The following is a 19,869-nucleotide window of genomic DNA, read 5'->3' on the forward strand; positions in this document are numbered from 1 at the left end:
TGTGGGCATCTGTAAGACAACTAAATACCGTTTTACCCTACCCTTAATTTGTTAAATATTTGGAATTTGTTCACGAAGGCTTGCCAAAGCCTGGCTCATACGCTTTTCTACGGCTTTGACAGAGAGGTCTAGAGTTTCGGCAATCTCGCGGTATTTCTTACCGTCTATACGGTTCATTAAAAAAACTTCGCGTTGAGCTTCGGTTAAATTAGCAATGGCATCGCTTAATTTGGCTTTAAATTCCTTTTCTTCTAAAATATATTCGGGATCCTGAAAAGACCGGTTTTCCTTAGTGTTATTTTTTTCGTAATTGAGCATCACTTTTTGATGCTTCACCGCATTTAGGAAAAGGTTGTTTATGGTGGTAAACAGGTAGGTTTTCGCTTTGCTTAAATTAATATCTGCACAATTTTGCCATATTTTTACGAAAGCCTCCTGCGTGAGATCAAGCGCCTGTGCCTCATCTCCACACTTATAAAGGGCAAAGTTTTTAGCGCCCTGTACATAGGAGGTGTAAAAAGCTTTGTAAGTTGGCTCCTTACATAAATTTTCTGAGTCGCTGTTTTTCAAGGGAATTTGCAGGGGTTTGGTATTGTTAAATTTAGTTAAAAATAAAATTTCTGCTTATTTAGGGTAGGGTAAAATTACGTTGGGTTGTCTTATTCACGAAAACGAATTAAAACCGAATCGTAATTTTAAATTTAATAAAATGAAAAAACTAAAATCAATTTTGAGCATAGCTGTTTTGGCAGCTTTTACATTTACTTCCTGCCAGACTGAAGAAAGTGAACTAATCAATGAGGGCGAAAGCACAAACAGTGCTAGCAGCAAAACAGCAGACTTGTTGGTGCGCAGTTCGGCTTCAGACGGTTCTGATGACGATATTTTAGACGGAATAAGTTGCGCGTCTGTCGTCTACCCCGTAGTAGCAGAAATTAATGGTCAGGAATATACGTTTACCAATGAAGCTATGCTTTCAATCGTAGTGGAGATTTTTGGAAGCATTAAAGGAGATGATGATTTTGTGGAATTCAAGTTCCCCATCCAAATGCAATTGAGCAACTACACGGTAGTAACTATTAATAATGAAGATGAGTTTGAAGCATTAAAAGATGCGTGCGAAGATGCTGATGATTCACGTGATGACATCATTAAATGTTTAGATATTGACTATCCGGTTACTTTACTCACTTTTGACGCCAGTGCACAGCAAACCGGAAGCGTGGTAATTACCGGAAAGCGTGAGATGTACAACTTTATTGACGACCTTGAGGACAATCAGTTCTTTAGTATAGATTATCCTATTACGGCTACGTCAGCAAGTTCAGGTACTATAACCATTACTTCTGATGCACAACTTGCTCAGGAATTAGAAAGCTGTGAGGCCGAAGATGATGCGCGTGATGAGGCTGAGGATCGTGCCGATGATCTGGAAGATGAACTTGAAGATATAATGGCTGATGTAAACTTTAGAATTGAGTCTACTTTAAGTACGATGGCTTTTTTGGCAGATTATACTTTTGAGTTTGCCAATGACGGGGAGATCATTGTGAGAAATGCAGCTACCGGAATTATTCAGGATGTAGAAGGCGAGTATGATTTTGAATCGGAGACCGAAGTCTTTGTGGAGATCGAATTTGAAGGCAGTACTATTTTTAGCGTACTTGAGGGTACTTATGAAGTCGTATCTCAAACTGCAACCCGAATCGAGTTACAAAGCACAACAAATGCCGCTTTAAAACTGACACTTTTAAAATCGTAGATACCAGGTTGTACTTATACTGAAACCCCGTGATTAGCGGGGTTTTCTTATTGAGATTGGTGCAAAATGGATGAAGTAGAAGTAAAAAAAATGGTTTCCCGATAAGGAAACCATTTCTCATTTAACGCTAATTAAAAAAGTTTTATGCAGCAGCTTTTTTACTACCTGAAGAGCTTACGGCCAAATTATAAACAACAAGACCAAAACCAATTTTATTGATGGCATCACCTATGTTGTAGATAACATCCATACTCAGGCCGTCAAAAAGCCCGTCATACCAGCCCGGAGTTCCTGCCATATATCCTAACGGATAAATTGCCCATCCTACCAGTACAAACCAGCATAAAGTTTTATGTGCTTTTAATACATTTCCACCGGCACTGGTAGCGAGTTGTTTAGCCTTACCAAGCCAGATGTCGTATACGATGATGAAGTATGCGATACCTGAAATTAAGCCCCATAACCAGGCCTGATCACGAAATACAGCTTCTCCCAAATAACCAGTTACCAGCATAATTACAGAAAGAATAATCAAACGCCACATCAGTGAACGTTTTGCTCCGGCAGCTCTAAGAATGAGGAAAAATTCAACGCACATCAATGGTACAGTCAGAACCCAATCTACATAACGGAAAAATGTTGGGGACTCCCCAAAGCTTTCCCAGTAGCCGCGCATGTAGAAATAATGCACTGCGGCAATAAAAGTAATAAGACCAGAAACCAAAATAGACGTCTTCCACTTACGGTCGAAGTCGTTCATTGATAAAAAGAAAAAAGCTGACGCGGCCATCATAGCCATGCTCCCTACGAAAAATGTAAAGCCGACGTAGTCGTCTGCCGCCATTTTTGAAATTTCGGCGAGAGCCAAAGTAAATGTTTTCATAGCAAAATATTTTTTTGTTTAACTAAATTTAAAAATAGTTAAACAAACTAAATACGCATTTAACAAAACTTAAACCTTTATTTTGAGTATTTAATAAGAATTTCACGGGATGAAAGCAATAATGATAGTTTTGACCTTTTTTGCCTTATGGCTTACCTCGTTTCTTTCGGCTTCCGGAGAAAATGTGTTAGCCATTATTTTGATCTTGACTATTGGTATTTTGCACGGGTCTAATGACATCAAACTCCTTCTCAATTTGAAGGAAAGTTTTGGCCTCAAGATGAACAAACAGCAGTATCTTTTACTGTACATAGCAGTTGTTCTCTTGGGGGCTATTTGTTTTTACCTGATACCCCTAGTTACTCTGGTGCTCTTTGTAGGTATAAGTGCCTATCATTTTGGAGAACAGCACTGGTCTGATAAAGTACATAAGCATTCCAAGTTCTTTATTGGCTACACCACAATCTATGGTCTTTCTATATTTGCTTTACTCTTCTATTTCAATCAGCCTGAGGTTATTGAGGTTGTCGATGATTTATGCGGATTTCGGCTCAAGCACGCCTTTTTTGCTCCGTTTCTGATCATTAATTTGGGTGTTCTCTTAATTTTAAGTGCTTTTGGTCATAAAAAATTCACCTGTAATTTTATTCTCGAAGCTTTTTACCTTCTGGTCTTTGGCCTCATTTTTAGCATTGCTCCCTTAATTTTAGGTTTTGCACTCTACTTTACAATTTGGCACAGCTTACCTTCTTTAAACGATCAAATCAAGTTCCTATACGGGGATATTTCTAAAGAATCATTATTCAAGTACCTTACAAATTCGCTGGTTTACTGGTTTAGCGCTCTTTTGGGGCTTTTGGCGATTTACTATATAATAGGAAGTGATGATTCACTTTTTCTTCCGGTTTTATTTTCATTTCTGGCGGCAATTACCTTTCCCCACGTTTTTGTAATTGAGCAAATTGAACGGGAGTAAATCTTTAAACTCAGACCTAAAATCATTAAATTTGCAGCCCTTCCACAAAGTGGAAAGCCGCACGGTTGCCAGCAGCTGTGTTTTTAAAGTTCAACACCAAAACTCTTGCAGGTCAAGAGCATATTTAGAATACAAGCTATGTTTGATAATTTAAGTGATAAGTTAGATAAGGCGATGCACGTGCTTAAAGGGCACGGTCAGATTACAGAAGTCAATGTTGCCGAAACCCTTAAAGAAATACGTCGCGCCCTTGTAGATGCTGATGTTAACTATAAAATTGCAAAAGATTTTACCAGTACGGTAAAAGAAAAAGCGCTGGGTCAGGATGTACTTACGGCTTTGAAGCCGGGTCAGTTAATGACCAAACTCGTCAAGGATGAGCTAACCGAACTGATGGGTGGCGATGCAGAAGGCATCAATCTTTCGGGTAATCCTTCGGTAATCCTGATGTCTGGTTTGCAGGGTAGTGGTAAAACTACCTTTTCCGGTAAACTGGCCAATTACTTAAAAAACAAAAAAACTAAAAAGCCACTTTTGGTTGCCTGTGATGTATATCGTCCTGCGGCGATAGATCAGCTTCATGTAGTGGGAGACCAGATAGGTGTTGAGGTTTTTTCCAATAAAGAAGAAAAAGATCCGGTTAAGATTTCGGAGGCTGCGATTGCTCACGCCAAAGCCAATGGCTTTAATGTGGTGATTATTGATACCGCGGGTCGTCTTGCAGTAGACCAGGTGATGATGAACGAGATCGCAGCAATTCATCAGGCTATTCGCCCACAGGAAACCCTGTTTGTTGTAGATTCTATGACGGGTCAGGATGCTGTAAATACTGCAAAAGCGTTTAATGACGTTCTAAATTTTGACGGGGTAATTCTTACCAAATTAGATGGTGATACTCGTGGTGGTGCCGCTCTTTCTATTAAAACAGTAGTTGATAAGCCTATCAAATTCATCGGTACCGGTGAAAAGATGGAAGCCATTGATGTGTTCTATCCTTCCCGTATGGCAGACCGTATTCTTGGCATGGGAGATGTTGTATCTCTTGTAGAGCGTGCTCAGGAGCAGTTTGATGAAGAAGAAGCCCGAAAGCTGCAGAAGAAAATCGCCAAGAATCAATTTGGTTTTGATGATTTCCTTAAGCAAATACAGCAGATCAAAAAGATGGGTAATATGAAAGACCTGATCGGGATGATTCCCGGTGCCGGTAAGGCGCTTAAAGGTCTTGATATTGATGACGACGCCTTTAAAGGTATTGAAGCCATCATTCACAGTATGACGCCAGATGAGCGTACCCAACCGTCTATCATCAACAGCAGCCGTAAAAAGCGCATCAGTAAAGGTAGCGGTACATCGGTTCAGGAAGTAAATCAGTTGCTCAAACAATTCAATCAAATGAGCAAAATGATGAAAATGATGCAAGGCGGTGGTGGCGCCAAGATGATGCAGATGATGAACAATATGAGATAGTTTAGAGTTTATAGTTTGCAGTTTCAGTAAGCAGGAATTAATTTTTTGATTATGGGTGTTGAAGATTTAATTGCTTATCAAAAAGCTTTTGATCTGGCGATGGAAATTTTTGAGGTTTCTAAATCTTTTCCAAAAGAGGAATGCTATTCTTTAACTGATCAAATTAGAAGATGCTCCAGGTCGGTGTGTGCAAATATGTCTGAAGCCTACAGAAAGCGGAAGTACGAAAGACATTTTATAAGCAAATTGACTGATTGTGATGCAGAAAACGGTGAAACTCAGACTTGGTTACGCTTTGCTTTTGCTTGCGAATACATATCTGAAGAATATTATAATTCTAAACTTGAGAAGAGTAAGGAAATAGGGAAGCTCATAAACTATATGATTAATAATCCAGGAAAGTTTGGCTGTAACTGAAAACTGCCAACTGATACTGCCAACTGAATTAAAAATGACAATACTAGACGGAAAGAAAACCAGCAACGATATTAAAAATGAGATTGCTGAAGAAGTAAAAGCAATGAAAGAGCGGGGCGAAAAGGTTCCGCACCTCGCAGCTGTTTTGGTAGGGAATGATGGAGCTAGTTTAACCTACGTGGGCAGTAAGGTGAAAGCCTGCGAGCGTATTGGTTTTGAATCTACCCTTATCCGTCTTCCGGAAGAAACTACTGAAGAAGAATTGCTTGATCAGATCAAAAAGCTTAATGCAGATCCTGAAATTGATGGATATATCGTTCAGCTTCCGTTACCGAAACATATTGATGAGCAAAAAGTGCTACTTGCTGTTGACGCTGATAAGGATGTAGACGGTTTTCACCCTACAAACTTTGGTAAGATGGCTCAGGATATGCCGGTTTTTATTCCTGCAACTCCTTTTGGTATTATGGAATTGCTTAAACGCTATGAAGTTCCTACCGAAGGTAAACACACCGTGGTTATTGGTCGCAGCCATATCGTTGGTCGACCTATGAGTATTTTAATGTCTCAAAAAGGAAACCCCGGAAACAGCACCGTAACCCTGGCGCACAGCCGCACCAAAAATCTGGAAGAGCTTACCAAACAAGCCGATATCATCATCACGGCATTAGGGGTGCCCGAATTTTTAAAGGCTGATATGGTTAAAGATAATGTCACCATTATTGATGTGGGGATTACCCGCGTGCCCGATACGACTAAAGAACGCGGTTACCGCATTACAGGTGACGTAGATTATGATGCAGTAAGCAAAAAAGCAGATTTTATTACGCCGGTACCCGGTGGAGTAGGACCAATGACGATCGCAATGCTGTTGAAGAACACCCTACTGGCGCGAGCACGTCACAATAAAAACTAAGCGGAAAATTACTTGAATTAAAAAAGAGGCTTTTAAGCCTCTTTTTTAGTGTTATTATTTCAAAAGATGCCGTGCTCCTAGCGCAGCGCCTATGATACCCGCGTGATTGCGTGTATGTGCAGCCATAATGGGGATATCGGTTTTAAGGTATTTGATATATTCATCAAGATTTTTACTGGCTCCCCCGCCTATGATAATCAATTCGGGCTGTGAGATGGTGCTTAGCATTTGAATGAATTTATTGAAGCGTTTACCCCATTTTTTAAAACTCATATCATTGTCCAGACGCACACGTCTTGAGGCATATTCCTCAATTGAAGTTTTCTTTTTATAGCGCATTTGACCGAGTTCAAAATTTGGGATGAGTTCGCCATTAAAAAAGACGCCACTGCCAATACCGGTTCCAATAGTCACCACAACAACAAGACCTTTTACGCCTTTACCCACGCCAAATTCCATTTCAGCGAGACCTGCAGCATCTGCATCGTTCATAACATTTACCGGGAGGCCTATGCGTTGCGAAATCATATCATCAACCTGAACACCTAGCCAGGATTTGTCGAGATTTCCGTGTTCTAATGCCTTTCCCCTGTGGATAACGGTGGGGAAGCCCACACCAACGGGACCTTTCCAGTCCCAGTGTTTTACCACTTGTGCAATAGTCTCGACCATCGCTTTGGGTTCACGGGGAACGGGCGTGTCAAGTCTGAAACGCTCTCCCAGATATTCTTCTTTCGTTAAATTTACAGGTACCCCTTTGATGCCTGAACCTCCTACATCAACGCCCAGTATTGCCATAAAGATCTATTAAATTTTAGGCTGAAATTTTCAGCATGAGTTAAAATGAATAAGCAATTTATAGAAAAACCATAAAAAAGACGGCAAAAAGGGCCAGAATATAAATGAGCCAATACGGCTTAAACCGCAAAGGGTTACTGCCGAAAAGTATTTTAGTCAGCTTAAACATCAAAGGCCTGTTTTTCGCGATATAATTGTAACCGTGATCACTAAGCTTTCTAAATGTTGCATTTTGGGTGTACCAGCGATGGTAGGGATACTTCTTAGACGAATAATCATAGCTGCGGTAAGCCGAGTCAGGACCGGCATAAACAGAACCGTCCGTTTCAATAAGGCGGCTTGCTTTTTTAAATTCTTTTAAAGGAATATCAGGAAAATCTGCTGCAGCCTGCTGAAAGCTTCGGTATTCGATGGAATCTCCCGTCATGTTTTGCCAACGGGTTACCCAATACTTACAGAACTCGCACTTACCGTCCCAGATAAGTACCGGTTTATCTTTTGGAGGAAATTCAGTCTGTGGTATCTTCTGAAACATGTTCTTCCTGATGTTTTTCGAGTAAGGTATCGGGATCGCCGTATTCCTGTTTGTAAATTTTCACAATCAGCAAAAACAGGCTAATGAGTAAGGGTCCAAAGATTAGTCCGATAAATCCAAAAAGCGGTACCCCAACGATTACACCTATAAGTGTTACCAGAGGGTGTACATTGGCCAGTCGCTCTAAAACATACAGGCGTATCAGATTGTCTGTTGAGCCCACAACGACCAGGCCATAGATCCCAATTCCAAGAGCCTGAAGGTTATTGCCACTGGCTATCATAAGTATTACGACCGGAGCTATCCCTAGCAAGGTGCCTACAAAAGGAATCATGCTTCCTATTGCTGTGATGACAAACCAGAAAAAGGGATCAGGTACACCGAATATAAAAAAGCCTATCAGCGCCACAATTCCCTGAGCTAACGCTACAAGCGGAATGCCCAACGCATTACTTTTTACCATGGCCCGGCTTTCTTCGCCTATACGTTTTATATTGTCTTTACCAAGCGGAATAAACGCGTAAAGATAGTCGTGTAGTTTTTCGCGATTGACCAGCATGTAGTAGAGAATGAAATACATGATTCCTACCGCGATAAATACATTAAAGGTACCTCCTGCCAGATTTTGTAAGTTGGTGGATACCCAGCTTGTTATGGAATTGGTGTCGATAGATTCACTCACTTTGAAGCCAAGATCTGCCTCCCAGACCCCTATTTGATCTTTTATAACCTCAATGACCCGCTCAGAATTGTTTACCGCTTTACCAATTTTATTGGTCAGCATCATTACGGTCAGACCAATAGGTACTAAAATCACCACAAACGAGCCCAGCATCGCCAGACCTGCGGCATAGCCCGCTTTCCAGCCTCTTTTTATAAGTCGTTCTACGCTATTCGTTAAAAGAACATACAAGGTAATGGCTCCCAAAACTCCCGATAAATACGGGGTCATTTCTTCAATAATTAATACCGAAAGAAATAAGATGAGCAGTATTAAAAAGAGTTGCCTTACCAGTTCGGGTTTGAGTCTGTTCATTTGGCGAAAAGTTGAGAGATGTCTTTAAAGCTCTTAAACTCCAAAGCGTTTCCGCAGGGATCATAAAAGAACAAGGTAGCCTGTTCTCCGGGTAAACCTTCAAACCTGATGTAAGGTTCGATCACAAACTCAATATTTTTTTGCTTCAGCTTTTCTGCAAACTGATGAAAATCATCCCAGGGAAGCACTACCCCAAAGTGTGGAATGGGGACTTCCTTGCCGTCAACCGAATTGTGATGTACGTCATCCTGAGCACTTTTGGGTTTGTAATGAATCACCAGCTGGTGACCAAAGAAATCAAAATCAACCCAGTGATCGCTGCTGCGACCTTCGGTTAGTTCAAGGGTGTCCCTGTAAAAAATTCGGGCTTTCTGTACATCATCAACAGGAATAGCCAGGTGAAATGGTGCGGGCATTGGTTAGTTTTTTGGTTGTTTAGTTATTGCGCAGGGCTTTGATAAGCTCGCTTTTGCTCATCTTTGAGCGGCCTTCAATGCCAACTTCCTGAGCTTGTTTGTAGAGTTCTTCTTTGGTTCGGTCCTCATAATCTTTGGCTTTGCCTCCTTTTTTACCCGCATTAGGGGTATTGGCAATGCGTGCGGACTTTTCTTTGCTGTAACCTTGTTCTCTTAGCGCTTCATACTGGTCCTCATTTTTAACGGAAGGTCTGTCATCTGCCATACTAAATAATTCTAAAGTGGTTTCTTTAAAAATACTGGGAATTTACGAGTTGCAGGGTATGATTAACACAGGTTTATAAACTGAAGTAAATCACTACTCTTTTCGGCGTCTTCTCGGTCCGGAAGGAGTAAATCCTTTGCGGGCGGTAGCTTCAGCTGGTTGGTCATTGTAGGTTTTAGAACTGCCTTCCAGAAGCGTATTGAGCTCTCTGAGTTCGGCAGGGGTGAAGTGTCGATATTTGCCCACTGCAACATCCAGATGAATATTCATTATACGCACGCGTTTAAGGCGGGTTACCTCGTAGCCTAGATACTCGCACATACGGCGTATCTGACGGTTAAGTCCCTGAGTCAGGACAATCTTAAACCGGTTTTTCCCCAGTTGCTCTACCTCGCATTTTCGGGTGATGGTATCGAGTATGGGTAAACCATCAGACATACGCTTTACAAATGATGCCGTGACCGGTTTGTCAACTTCCACAATATATTCCTTATCGTGATTATTACGGGCACGCAGAATTTTATTGACGATATCGCCGTCATTGGTTAAAAAGATAAGCCCTTCACTGGCTTTGTCAAGACGACCAACGGGAAAGATACGCGTGGGATAATTGATAAAATCAATGATGTTGTCTTTTTCAACCCGTGTGTCTGTGGTGCACACAATCCCTACCGGTTTGTTGAAAACAAGGTAAACCGGTTTGTCTTTCTCCTGCACCACCAGTTTGCCGTCTACGCGAATCTCGTCTGCTGTCGTAACTTTTGTGCCCATTTCGGGTACAGCGCCATTTATGGTAATACGACCGGCATCTATAAGCTTATCGGCTTCCCTGCGCGAGCAGAATCCGAGTTCGCTGAGGTATTTGTTAATTCGGGTAGGTGTTTCGCCGGCCATAGGTATTGGTTTATTTCGAAAGGAACTGTATTATTTTCTCATTGACCTCCTTGTCGTACAGGCTATGATTGAGTCCTTCGGTTTCTATATATTCTGAATTTTTCAGTGCTTTATGAATCGTCCGGGAGCCTGAAGCAGGCGTTATGGTATCTTCCTTGTCGTGAATGAGCAGGGTAGGAGTCTGTATTTTTTTCGCGAATGCGGAAGAAGAAAAGTCTTTAGTTTTAAAATTGAAGCGTCTTTTGAAAAACGCTTCCAGAGCATCAATGGCTTTCTGATTAAGACCTAAAATAGTCCGGTATTGATCAACCAGGCTTTCCAGTTTATCAGGAGCGCCTAAGATAACCAGTTTCTCCATTTGCAGTGCTGAATCTTGCGCCTGATTATACAAAACGGTCATACCACCCATAGAATGTCCTATCAGGAATGCCGGTTGATAGATCTCAATAACCTGATCAAGAACCTTACTGTAGATGGGAACATACAAATATTTACCATCACTATACCCGTGAGCAGGTGCGTCAAAAGCTATGATGTTGTAGTTTTCTTTTTGGAGTCTGAGAATCATTTCCTTCCAGCGGTGCGAATGACTTTCCCAGCCGTGTACCAATACAATGGTTTTGCCGGTTCCTTTCCACCTGTAGGGTTGAATGGAGAGCCTTTCAATTTCCAGTTTGGGCTCCAGATTAGAGTCTAAAAAATCCTGATGATGCGGTCCTATCTTTCCCTGGCGGGGTTTGCTAAAAACGCGAAAGGCTTTTCTGGCTGAAGCTCGCGGACTTAAGTAAGCCAGCGTATTTATATAAAATCCTAAAGATCCTACTACGAGTTTTTTGAAAAGTTTTTGCATAAAAAAGCCCTCCTGATTGGGAGGGCAAATATACGATTTAGCAGGCTGTTACTTCTTGCTTTCAGATTCAATTACATCAGTATCTTTTCGGTATTTGAGAAGCGATATCCCCGAAAGGAAAAATATACCACCCAAAATAGCCAGAGCCCAGGGACTTAATCCCGTGCTTAAACTTCCAAAAATACCCATTACTCCGGCTACTAATGCAATTGCTCCACCTACTACCATGATGATTGCTAATATCTTGATCATAATTTTTAAAATATTGGTTATGGAGCTAATGTACAGGAATGCAGCGACTGCTTAATATAGATTAACGAGCCTTTAAGCAAGAATTAATACATATTTATAAATTACTGCATTTTAGAGAATTAGGGTTGTTGCCAATTATCACTCTGCCTCGCGATTAACTTTTTCAAAGTCAAAAGCAGATTTACACACGGAGATATAGGTGCACGGCGCATCAAAAGGATTGCTGTAACGCACCCGCGTCCCTGCCTTGATCTGAATAGATTCGCCTGCTTTTAACGTGAGTTGCTCGCCATTAATGTCAAACTGCTTTTGCCCGCTAATAATAAACGTGTACTCGTCAAACTCAGGAGTTTGAAAAGGTTCACTCCAATGCGGCGGGGCAACCATATGGGCAATGCTCAGGTCACTCTGACCGGTGCTGGCTTTGCCAAAATGTTCACCGATGTATTTTCCGTCATCGGTAGGTACGACAAAAGGTTTTTTTTGAATGAAATAGGAACTCACTGCTTTGATTTTTTTAAACTGAATAATTACCAGCCTATCATAAAGTATTTGATTTTCGCGGCGTCAGGGATCTCTGCTTCGGTCACTTTGGCTTCCATATCAAAGCGAAGCTCGCCCTGAAGCTCTTTGCGATCAATCGTAAAATACGCATTGATGTCGTCAACAAAAACCACCACACTGCTTATGAGCGTTTCGATACGCGAAATTTCGTAAGCATCTGTGAGGTCTTTAAAAGTAGAGTTGAGGTTAATCCCGGCTTCAGTGGTATATCGGGGGTCAAAGATTTGTACGGTTCTAATGGTCTTTGGTTCTCCTTCTTTTATCGGCATCAGGCTTAAAAGCTGCTTTCCGCCTTTCTCATATACTTCAATGGCATTGATGTTCAATTCTTCGCTGAGTCCGCTGTTTTGATCTACCACGCTGTCATTTGCGAAAACAGTTTTCAGATCGCTTACAGGAGTTTCTTTAGTAAGTGGCCCCACCTGTGTGGGTGTTACCTGAAACGGATTTTCTTTTGAACAAGAGGTTACCAGCATACCGGCAAAAAGACCGGCTAAAAGTATTTTTTTCATATAATGGTGAATAGGGTGTTTGATGGGCAATGCTCAGGAATACTAAAGCCTGAGGTCTGCCTCGAATTTAAAAATTTAGTTCTTACGACTACTTTAAGGGTGTCGCCCAAGGTAGTTTATTTTTTAATCATTTTGTTTAAAATCCCCAGAACCCCCCGTATGACAGTGGCACTGGTGAGTACTTTTATAATAGCTTTTTCAGTTGTATTGCTACTAGAACGACTGCTGCTGCGCTTAACTGTTGCACGCTCTTCTTTAGCTTTTTCTTTAGCCTCCTCCGTTTCCGCCTTTTTTATCTTGGCATTAAGGATTTCATATGCGCTCTCACGATCGATATTGTCGTTGTATTTCGGTATTAAAGCCGACTTTCTGTTGATTTGTTCAATTTCAGACTGACTTAGAATATCCATTCGCGACATAGGTGCGCGCATCATAGTAGCCGCAAGCGGTGTGGGGCGTCCTTTTTCATCAAGTGCAGAAACCAGAGCTTCTCCGGTTCCCAGAGAAGTGAGCACTTCGGTGGTGTCGTAATATTCAGAAATAGGGTAGTTTTCGGCGGTGAGCATAATTGCTTTTCGGTCTTTTGCGGTAAAAGCGCGAAGGGCGTGCTGAATCTTTAAGCCTAACTGACTTAACACACCGTCAGGAACATCGGTAGGATTTTGAGTTACAAAATACAAACCAACCCCTTTAGAGCGGATGAGTTTTACAATGCTTTCAATTTGATTGTGCAAAGCTTTAGAAGCTTCCTGAAATATGAGGTGTGCTTCATCAATAAAGATGACCAGTTCGGGCTGATCGCTGTCTCCCTGCTCCGGGAACGTACTGTAAATTTCAGCCAGTAAACTCAGCATAAAAGTCGAAAACAGCTTCGGGCGATCCTGAATATCGGTAAGCCGAATGATGTTGATCTTTCCTCTTCCGTTTTCGTCCAGACGCATAAGGTCATTTACTTCAAAAGACTTTTCACCAAAAAAGATATCGGCGCCCTGTTGTTCAAGCTGAACAATTTTTCGCAGAATAGAACCCGCCGAAGAGGTTGAAATACGCCCGTACAATTCCTGAATCTCCTCGCTGCCTTCATCGGTTGCATATTGCAACACCTTTTTAAAATCATTAAGGTCCAAAAGTGGCAAACTCTTGTCGTCGCAATATTTAAAAAGGATGGCAATAATACCGGCTTGAGCATCTGAAGCATCCAGAATACGCGAAAATAACACGGGGCCAAATTCACTCACCGTTGCCCGAAGTCGCACCCCATTTTGTTCTGAAAGGGTCAAAAGCTCTACGGGAAAATCTTTGGCTTCAAACGGAAGGCCTATTTTCTCGTGCCGCTCGTCAATTTTTGGATGTCCGGGGCTTGCTTTGGCGATTCCGCTTAAGTCCCCTTTCATATCCATCAGCAGTACGGGTACTCCTTTTTCTGAAAGGTTTTCGGCCAGTACCTGAAGGGTTTTTGTTTTTCCGGTACCGGTAGCTCCTGCGATTAAACCATGGCGATTCATGGTTTTTAAGGGAATTTTGACGTGTGCGCCGGTAATGGTCTGCCCGTTAAGCATGGCAGCACCTACAGCAATTGACTCTCCCTTAAAGGTATTGCCTGCAATGATGTGTTCTTTAAAAGCTTCCGTTTGATCCATCGCTTAGATTTTGGTTTAAAAATAAGGATAAGATTGATATTACAAGCGGTCCGCTAAAATTACCTATTGCCACCGGGCAATGGGGCGGCCATTTTAATCAAATAAAATACACTTCACTTGGGCAAGGATTTCTGGCAGTGTATCTTTGCGCCTTATGACAAAAGAGGCAATAGCAAGCAGAGTAGAATTGGGAGAATTACTCCCATTAATGGAGGAGTTTTATACCATTCAAGGCGAAGGTCATCATACCGGTACCGCCGCCTATTTTATACGTGTGGGTGGTTGTGATGTGGGCTGTCATTGGTGTGACGTGAAAGAAAGCTGGGACGCGGCCATACACCCGCCTACCGAAGCTGCTGCGATAGTGGCTAATGCCAAAAAATACAGCAAAACGATTGTGGTTACCGGGGGTGAGCCTTTAATGTGGGATATGGAGCACCTTACAGGTTTACTTAAGGCCGAAGGAATGCAAGTGCATATTGAAACTTCAGGAGCTTACGAACTCACCGGAAACTGGGATTGGATTTGTCTTTCGCCCAAAAAACGGATGTTGCCAAAACCCCGTATCTATAAAGAGGCAAACGAACTGAAAGTAATCATCTATAACAAGTCTGACTTTGCTTTTGCGGAAGAACACGCGGCTAAGGTTAATGAAGCTTGCGAATTGTATCTACAGCCGGAATGGAGCGTGCGCGAAAAAATGACGCCGCTGATTGTTGACTATGTGATGGCAAATCCGCAATGGAAAATAAGTTTGCAAACGCACAAATACCTCAATATTCCCTAGTTCAGTTTAAAAACTGAACGTGTAAAGCATAGAAAAGCCCCTTCTTTTGGAAGGGGCTTTCTTGTATAACTTAAAGTCTTTTTAAGCACCTGTTATTCAACTTCCTCGATAGGAACCTGGATGTAGGTTTCGTCCCAGCCTAAAAACATATCAGAGCCGGATTCTGTAGGTTGGAAAGAGATGGAGAATGACTCAATGGGCGCCGCGGTTTTACGAGCCGGTGTTGTAAAACGTGCAAGGTCACGCTCTTTCTTATAACCGTAAGCACCCCAGGTGTCTAAATCTTTGTTTAAAATGACTGTCCATTCTTTTTGACCCGGAATCGTGAAAAGAGTATAAGTACCTGCAGGAACCAATTTATCACCTACCATCATATCTTTATAGAATTTGATTTCGGTAGATTCGTTAGCACCGGTACGCCATACTTCCCCGTATTTTTCGAGTTTTCCAAAAATCTCACGTCCTTTCTTTTGAGGGCGGCTGTAAATCACGCGTACTCGGGGCGCTTTGTCCTGACCTCGGTACATTGCGATGTCTAACGGACTTTTATCGGGTTCACTAAATTTTTGAGCTTCTACGTTTACACCTGCCAGTAGAAAAGCGATCACTAAAGTCTTTACTAAATTGTTCATTATGTTTTGTTTATGAAGTGGATATCAAGTTTTGTGCAAAAGTACAATGTGGAGTGACTTTTCTTTAGTTAACAGCATCTTAAAATCGCATTTGTAATTTAAAAACTGATTAAAGAATGAGTTAGCTTTCAAATTGAAGTAAATAAGAATCTAAAAGTTTTTATTTGTAATCATAATTGCATTTTTTGTTTGTGAGTTAATATGTAAATACCATCTTTGAACCATCAAATTAAAACAATTACAATTATGTGTGGGATCGTATGTGCCTATGAATTGAAACAGCCTGCCGAAGTATTAAGACCGCAGCTTTTAGAAATGTCAAAAAAAATACGTCATCGTGGTCCGGACTGGAATGGAGTGTATAGCGACGACAAGGCGATTTTAGCTCACGAGCGTTTATCTATTGTTGATCCGGCTTCAGGAAAACAACCGCTTTTAAGCCCTGACGGAAAATTAATCCTTGCCGCTAACGGTGAGATTTACAACCATAAAGAGTTGCGCAAGCAATTAAAAGGGAATTACGATTTTCAGACGCAGTCTGATTGTGAAGTGATTTTAGCTTTATATCAGGAAGAAGGTCCTGCCTTTTTAGATAAGTTGAATGGAATCTTTGCATTTTCATTATACGACGCAGCAAAAGACGAATATTTTGTAGCTCGTGACCATATGGGTATTATTCCGCTTTATATGGGTTGGGATGAAAACGGAACCTTCTACGTGGCTTCAGAATTGAAAGCATTAGAAGGCACCTGTACAAAAATTCAATTATTTCCTCCCGGTCATTACCTGCACAGCAGCGATGGTGAATTGAAACAATGGTACAAGCGCGACTGGATGGAGTATGAAGCTGTAAAAGAAAACGAAACCAATATTCAAAAGCTGAAAGAAGCTTTGGAGGCAGCAGTTCACCGCCAGTTGATGTCTGATGTGCCTTACGGAGTATTGCTCTCAGGAGGTTTAGATTCATCAATTACTTCTGCGGTAGCTAAAAAATATGCTGACAAGCGTATAGAAAGTGACGATCAGGATGCTGCCTGGTGGCCACGCCTGCACTCGTTTTCTGTAGGTCTTGAAGGTTCTCCAGATCTTGCTGCAGCTCAAAAAGTTGCAGATCATATCGGTACCGTGCACCACGAGATTAAGTTTACGATTCAGGAAGGTCTTGATGCCATTCGCGATGTGATTTATAACCTGGAGACTTACGATATTACTACCATTCGTGCTTCGACCCCAATGTATCTTATGGCCCGTGTGATCAAGTCTATGGGAGTAAAAATGGTTTTGAGTGGTGAAGGTGCCGATGAGGTTTTTGGAGGATATCTTTATTTCCACAAGGCTCCAAACGCTCAGGAGTTTCACGAAGAAACCGTGCGCAAATTAAGCAAACTGCATATGTACGATTGCTTACGTGCAAACAAGTCACTTGCAGCCTGGGGAATTGAAGGTCGAGTGCCATTCCTGGATAAAGAATTTATGGATGTGGCGATGAGCATCAACCCGCAGGATAAAATGATTAACGGGGAGCGCATGGAAAAATGGGTGTTGCGTAAAGCTTTTGAATCCAATCTTCCCGAAAGTGTAGCCTGGAGACAGAAAGAACAATTTTCTGATGGCGTAGGCTACAGCTGGATTGATACGTTGAAAGAAATGGTGAACGAAAAAATAAGCGATGAGCAGCTGGCTAACGCGAAATACAAGTTCCCAATACAAACGCCTACAAACAAGGAAGAATATTATTACCGAAGCATTTTTGCAGAGCACTTCCCAAGCGATGCAGCGGCCTGGAGTGTGCCTCAGGAGGCTTCAGTAGCCTGTAGTACCAAGATTGCACTGGAGTGGGATGAGGCGTTCAAAAATATGAACGATCCGTCTGGTCGTGCAGTTGCAAACGTGCACACAGATGCCTACGGAAAGAAAAAAGAGTTGGCCTAACTGATTTCATAAAAAATTGGCCAATTTAAAAGCGCTTCCATTTAGCCGGAAGCGCTTTTTTTGTTTTTAGAACTGAAATTTTCGGGATATTGATAATACCGGATTTTGAGCCCTCTTTTTTCACAATTTGTTGATAACTTAAAGGCTTTTGGCTTGGGTTTTGCTCTGTTATGGGGAAGCCTTTTTTTATATTTGTTTGCTATCAAAAAACACGGCGCTACGGCGTTATTTACCGTGGTTTTATGCACTTTTTAGAATTAAGGCAATATGTTTCCGCTTTAAGAAAAAACAGAACAATTTAACCTAATAAAAATATATGAGCGAAGAAGCCAATAAGAAGCAGTATTCTGCAGATAGTATTCAGGCGCTGGAAGGAATGGAGCATGTACGCATGCGACCATCAATGTATATAGGAGATGTAGGTGTACGTGGTTTGCATCACCTGGTTTATGAAGTTGTTGACAACTCTATAGATGAAGCGATGGCCGGTCACTGTGACGCCATCGACGTGATTATAAACGAAAATAATTCAATCTCGGTTAAAGATAATGGCCGGGGTATTCCGGTAGATTTACACAAGAAAGAAGGAGTTTCAGCACTTCAGGTGGTAATGACCAAAATCGGTGCCGGGGGTAAATTTGATAAAGATTCCTATAAAGTTTCCGGTGGTTTACACGGGGTAGGTGTGAGTTGTGTTAACGCACTGTCAGATCACCTTAAAGCAACGGTATACCGCGACGGAAAAATCTGGGAACAGGAATATGAGAAAGGTAAGGCGATGTATCCCGTTAAGGCTATTGGCGATACTACAGATCGCGGTACCGCAGTAACTTTCCTGCCAGATCCTACCATTTTTCAGCAAACTACAGAATTTAACTACGATACGCTTGCAAGCCGCATGCGTGAATTAGCTTATTTGAATAAGGGAATTACCATAACTCTTGTCGATAAGCGTCATAAAGATGACAAAGGTGAGTTTGTTTCAGAGACTTTTCATTCTGAAGAGGGCTTGAAGGAATTTGTTCGCTTCCTGGATGGTAACCGTCAGCCAATTATAGGTCACGTTATTTCTATGGAAGGTGAGAAAAACGACATTCCTGTTGAGGTGGCGATGATTTACAACGACAGTTATGCGGAAAACCTGCACTCGTATGTAAACAACATCAATACCCATGAAGGAGGAACGCACCTTGCCGGTTTTAGAAGAGGTTTGACCACTTCATTGAAGAAATATGCCGACGCTTCGGGAATGCTTGATAAGCTGAAGTTTGAAATTGCCGGTGATGACTTTAGAGAAGGTCTTACTGCGATTATCTCGGTAAAGGTAGCTGAGCCTCAGTTTGAGGGACAGACCAAAACCAAATTGGGTAACCGTGAGGTAACATCTGCAGTATCGCAGGCTGTTTCTGAAATGCTTGAGATTTATCTGGAAGAACATCCGGATGATGCTAAGACCATTGTACAAAAAGTAATTCTTGCCGCTCAGGCACGTCACGCCGCTAAGAAAGCGCGCGAGATGGTGCAGCGTAAGACGGTAATGAGTATAGGTGGTTTGCCCGGGAAATTGGCAGACTGTTCTGAGACTGATCCAAACGCTTGCGAGGTATTCCTGGTAGAGGGTGACTCTGCGGGTGGTACTGCAAAAATGGGTCGCGATCGTAACTTTCAGGCGATTCTTCCGCTTCGCGGAAAAATTCTGAACGTGGAGAAAGCGATGCAGCATAAGGTTTTTGAAAACGAGGAGATTAAAAACATTTTTACCGCTTTGGGTGTAACCATTGGCACCGAAGAAGACAGTAAAGAGCTTAACCTTTCAAAACTGCGTTACCATAAAATCGTGATTATGTGTGATGCCGACGTTGATGGTAGTCACATTGCGACCTTAATTTTGACGTTCTTCTTCCGCTACATGCGCGAACTCGTTGAGGGAGGTCACGTGTATATCGCCACTCCGCCGCTCTACTTACTCAAAAAAGGTAAAAAGATGCGTTACGCGTGGAGTAATAAAGAACGTGATCAGTATAACGAAGAGATGGGGGGTAGTGCCTCAGTACAACGTTATAAGGGTCTTGGGGAAATGAACGCCGAGCAATTGTGGGATACCACGATGAACCCGGAGTTTAGAACCCTACGTCAGGTGACTATAGATAACGGTACGGAAGCCGATCGTATATTCTCGATGTTGATGGGAGATGAAGTACCACCACGTCGCGAATTTATTGAAAAAAACGCGATTTATGCGAATATTGATGTCTAACATCTTTTAAATAATTTGGAAAGCCCGTTTTGAAAAAGTCGGGCTTTTTTGTTTTTTTGGACTTTGGTCTTTAAGTGG

Annotated in this window: 22 protein-coding genes; 8 read left to right on the forward strand and 14 right to left on the reverse strand. The window is 41.9% G+C overall.

All coding sequences use genetic code 11. From position 1 onward, the window contains the following. Nucleotides 1-51: 51 nt before the first annotated feature. Nucleotides 52-576: an RNA polymerase sigma factor gene (locus CJ305_RS09365; protein WP_394340048.1), complete on the reverse strand. Its 525-nt coding sequence runs from the start codon at nucleotides 574-576 to the stop codon at nucleotides 52-54. Nucleotides 577-709: 133 nt separating this feature from the next. On the opposite strand from CJ305_RS09365, the gene CJ305_RS09370 reads away from it, so the two are divergent. Further along, nucleotides 710-1,762: a hypothetical protein gene (locus CJ305_RS09370; protein WP_099646007.1), complete on the forward strand. Its 1,053-nt coding sequence runs from the start codon at nucleotides 710-712 to the stop codon at nucleotides 1,760-1,762. A 142-nt stretch (nucleotides 1,763-1,904) separates the two neighbouring features. On the opposite strand, the gene CJ305_RS09375 is transcribed toward CJ305_RS09370, so the two are convergent. After that, on the reverse strand, nucleotides 1,905-2,645 hold the full coding sequence (locus CJ305_RS09375; protein WP_099646008.1) for a bacteriorhodopsin-like: 741 nt from the start codon (nucleotides 2,643-2,645) through the stop codon (nucleotides 1,905-1,907). Nucleotides 2,646-2,754: 109 nt separating this feature from the next. Here CJ305_RS09375 and CJ305_RS09380 point away from each other — a divergent pair, with 109 nt between their 5' ends. From CJ305_RS09380 to CJ305_RS09395, 4 genes are all read left to right on the forward strand, one after another. After that, nucleotides 2,755-3,621 carry a Brp/Blh family beta-carotene 15,15'-dioxygenase gene (locus CJ305_RS09380; protein WP_099646009.1) on the forward strand — a complete coding sequence of 289 codons (867 nt, stop codon included), beginning with the start codon at nucleotides 2,755-2,757 and terminating at the stop codon, nucleotides 3,619-3,621. 138 nt (nucleotides 3,622-3,759) lie between these two features. Continuing rightward, the gene (ffh, locus tag CJ305_RS09385; RefSeq protein WP_099646010.1) at nucleotides 3,760-5,088 is read left to right on the forward strand and encodes a signal recognition particle protein; all 1,329 of its coding nucleotides are present in this window, start codon (nucleotides 3,760-3,762) and stop codon (nucleotides 5,086-5,088) included. 51 nt (nucleotides 5,089-5,139) lie between these two features. Beyond that, nucleotides 5,140-5,505, forward strand: coding sequence for a four helix bundle protein (locus CJ305_RS09390; RefSeq protein WP_099646011.1), 366 nt, complete (start codon nucleotides 5,140-5,142; stop codon nucleotides 5,503-5,505). 34 nt (nucleotides 5,506-5,539) lie between these two features. Continuing rightward, on the forward strand, nucleotides 5,540-6,421 hold the full coding sequence (locus CJ305_RS09395) for a bifunctional 5,10-methylenetetrahydrofolate dehydrogenase/5,10-methenyltetrahydrofolate cyclohydrolase (RefSeq protein ID WP_099646012.1): 882 nt from the start codon (nucleotides 5,540-5,542) through the stop codon (nucleotides 6,419-6,421). A 54-nt stretch (nucleotides 6,422-6,475) separates the two neighbouring features. Here CJ305_RS09395 and ppgK read toward each other — a convergent pair whose 3' ends face one another. The 11 genes from ppgK to CJ305_RS09450 all read right to left on the reverse strand — a co-directional run bounded on the left by ppgK (nucleotide 6,476) and on the right by CJ305_RS09450 (nucleotide 14,183). Then, entirely contained in the window at nucleotides 6,476-7,219 is a 744-nt protein-coding gene (gene ppgK, locus CJ305_RS09400) for a polyphosphate--glucose phosphotransferase (RefSeq protein WP_099646013.1), read from the reverse strand. 58 nt (nucleotides 7,220-7,277) lie between these two features. Continuing rightward, nucleotides 7,278-7,754, reverse strand: a complete 477-nt coding sequence (locus CJ305_RS09405) for a thiol-disulfide oxidoreductase DCC family protein (protein WP_099646014.1) — start codon at nucleotides 7,752-7,754, stop codon at nucleotides 7,278-7,280. Beyond that, nucleotides 7,729-8,790, reverse strand: a complete 1,062-nt coding sequence (locus CJ305_RS09410) for an AI-2E family transporter (RefSeq protein ID WP_099646015.1) — start codon at nucleotides 8,788-8,790, stop codon at nucleotides 7,729-7,731. The genes CJ305_RS09405 and CJ305_RS09410 overlap by 26 nt, the downstream gene beginning before the upstream one ends. After that, a complete protein-coding gene (locus CJ305_RS09415) occupies nucleotides 8,787-9,206 on the reverse strand; it encodes a VOC family protein (RefSeq protein WP_099646016.1) in 420 nt (139 codons plus the stop codon). Before CJ305_RS09415 ends, CJ305_RS09410 begins: the two co-directional genes overlap by 4 nt. A gap of 19 nt (nucleotides 9,207-9,225) precedes the next feature. Continuing rightward, nucleotides 9,226-9,471 (reverse strand): DUF7218 family protein, encoded by a 246-nt coding sequence (locus CJ305_RS09420; protein ID WP_099646017.1) that lies wholly within the window; start codon nucleotides 9,469-9,471, stop codon nucleotides 9,226-9,228. A 93-nt stretch (nucleotides 9,472-9,564) separates the two neighbouring features. Continuing rightward, the gene (gene rluF / locus CJ305_RS09425; protein ID WP_099646018.1) at nucleotides 9,565-10,365 is read right to left on the reverse strand and encodes a 23S rRNA pseudouridine(2604) synthase RluF; all 801 of its coding nucleotides are present in this window, start codon (nucleotides 10,363-10,365) and stop codon (nucleotides 9,565-9,567) included. A 10-nt stretch (nucleotides 10,366-10,375) separates the two neighbouring features. Next, a complete protein-coding gene (locus CJ305_RS09430) occupies nucleotides 10,376-11,215 on the reverse strand; it encodes an alpha/beta hydrolase (RefSeq protein WP_099646019.1) in 840 nt (279 codons plus the stop codon). Between the two features lie 48 nt (nucleotides 11,216-11,263). Beyond that, nucleotides 11,264-11,467, reverse strand: coding sequence for a hypothetical protein (locus tag CJ305_RS09435; protein ID WP_099646020.1), 204 nt, complete (start codon nucleotides 11,465-11,467; stop codon nucleotides 11,264-11,266). Nucleotides 11,468-11,605: 138 nt separating this feature from the next. Further along, on the reverse strand, nucleotides 11,606-11,971 hold the full coding sequence (locus CJ305_RS09440; RefSeq protein WP_099646021.1) for a cupin domain-containing protein: 366 nt from the start codon (nucleotides 11,969-11,971) through the stop codon (nucleotides 11,606-11,608). Nucleotides 11,972-11,997: 26 nt separating this feature from the next. Further along, nucleotides 11,998-12,543, reverse strand: a complete 546-nt coding sequence (locus CJ305_RS09445; protein WP_099646022.1) for a hypothetical protein — start codon at nucleotides 12,541-12,543, stop codon at nucleotides 11,998-12,000. Between the two features lie 116 nt (nucleotides 12,544-12,659). Continuing rightward, nucleotides 12,660-14,183, reverse strand: coding sequence for a helicase HerA-like domain-containing protein (locus CJ305_RS09450; protein ID WP_099646023.1), 1,524 nt, complete (start codon nucleotides 14,181-14,183; stop codon nucleotides 12,660-12,662). A 154-nt stretch (nucleotides 14,184-14,337) separates the two neighbouring features. Between CJ305_RS09450 and CJ305_RS09455 the strand changes: the two genes are divergently transcribed. Then, nucleotides 14,338-14,970, forward strand: coding sequence for a 7-carboxy-7-deazaguanine synthase QueE (locus tag CJ305_RS09455; RefSeq protein WP_099646024.1), 633 nt, complete (start codon nucleotides 14,338-14,340; stop codon nucleotides 14,968-14,970). Nucleotides 14,971-15,062: 92 nt separating this feature from the next. On the opposite strand, the gene CJ305_RS09460 is transcribed toward CJ305_RS09455, so the two are convergent. After that, nucleotides 15,063-15,602: a DUF2911 domain-containing protein gene (locus tag CJ305_RS09460; protein WP_099646025.1), complete on the reverse strand. Its 540-nt coding sequence runs from the start codon at nucleotides 15,600-15,602 to the stop codon at nucleotides 15,063-15,065. 246 nt (nucleotides 15,603-15,848) lie between these two features. Between CJ305_RS09460 and asnB the strand changes: the two genes are divergently transcribed. Together asnB and gyrB are read left to right on the forward strand one after the other, a co-directional pair. Beyond that, a complete protein-coding gene (gene asnB / locus CJ305_RS09465; protein WP_099646026.1) occupies nucleotides 15,849-17,534 on the forward strand; it encodes an asparagine synthase B in 1,686 nt (561 codons plus the stop codon). Nucleotides 17,535-17,850: 316 nt separating this feature from the next. Further along, entirely contained in the window at nucleotides 17,851-19,791 is a 1,941-nt protein-coding gene (gene gyrB, locus CJ305_RS09470; RefSeq protein ID WP_099646027.1) for a DNA topoisomerase (ATP-hydrolyzing) subunit B, read from the forward strand. The last annotated feature ends 78 nt before the right edge of the window (nucleotides 19,792-19,869 follow it).

Origin of the sequence: Leeuwenhoekiella nanhaiensis, assembly GCF_002744755.1 — a bacterium.
Classification (GTDB): Bacteria; Bacteroidota; Bacteroidia; order Flavobacteriales; family Flavobacteriaceae; genus Leeuwenhoekiella; species Leeuwenhoekiella nanhaiensis.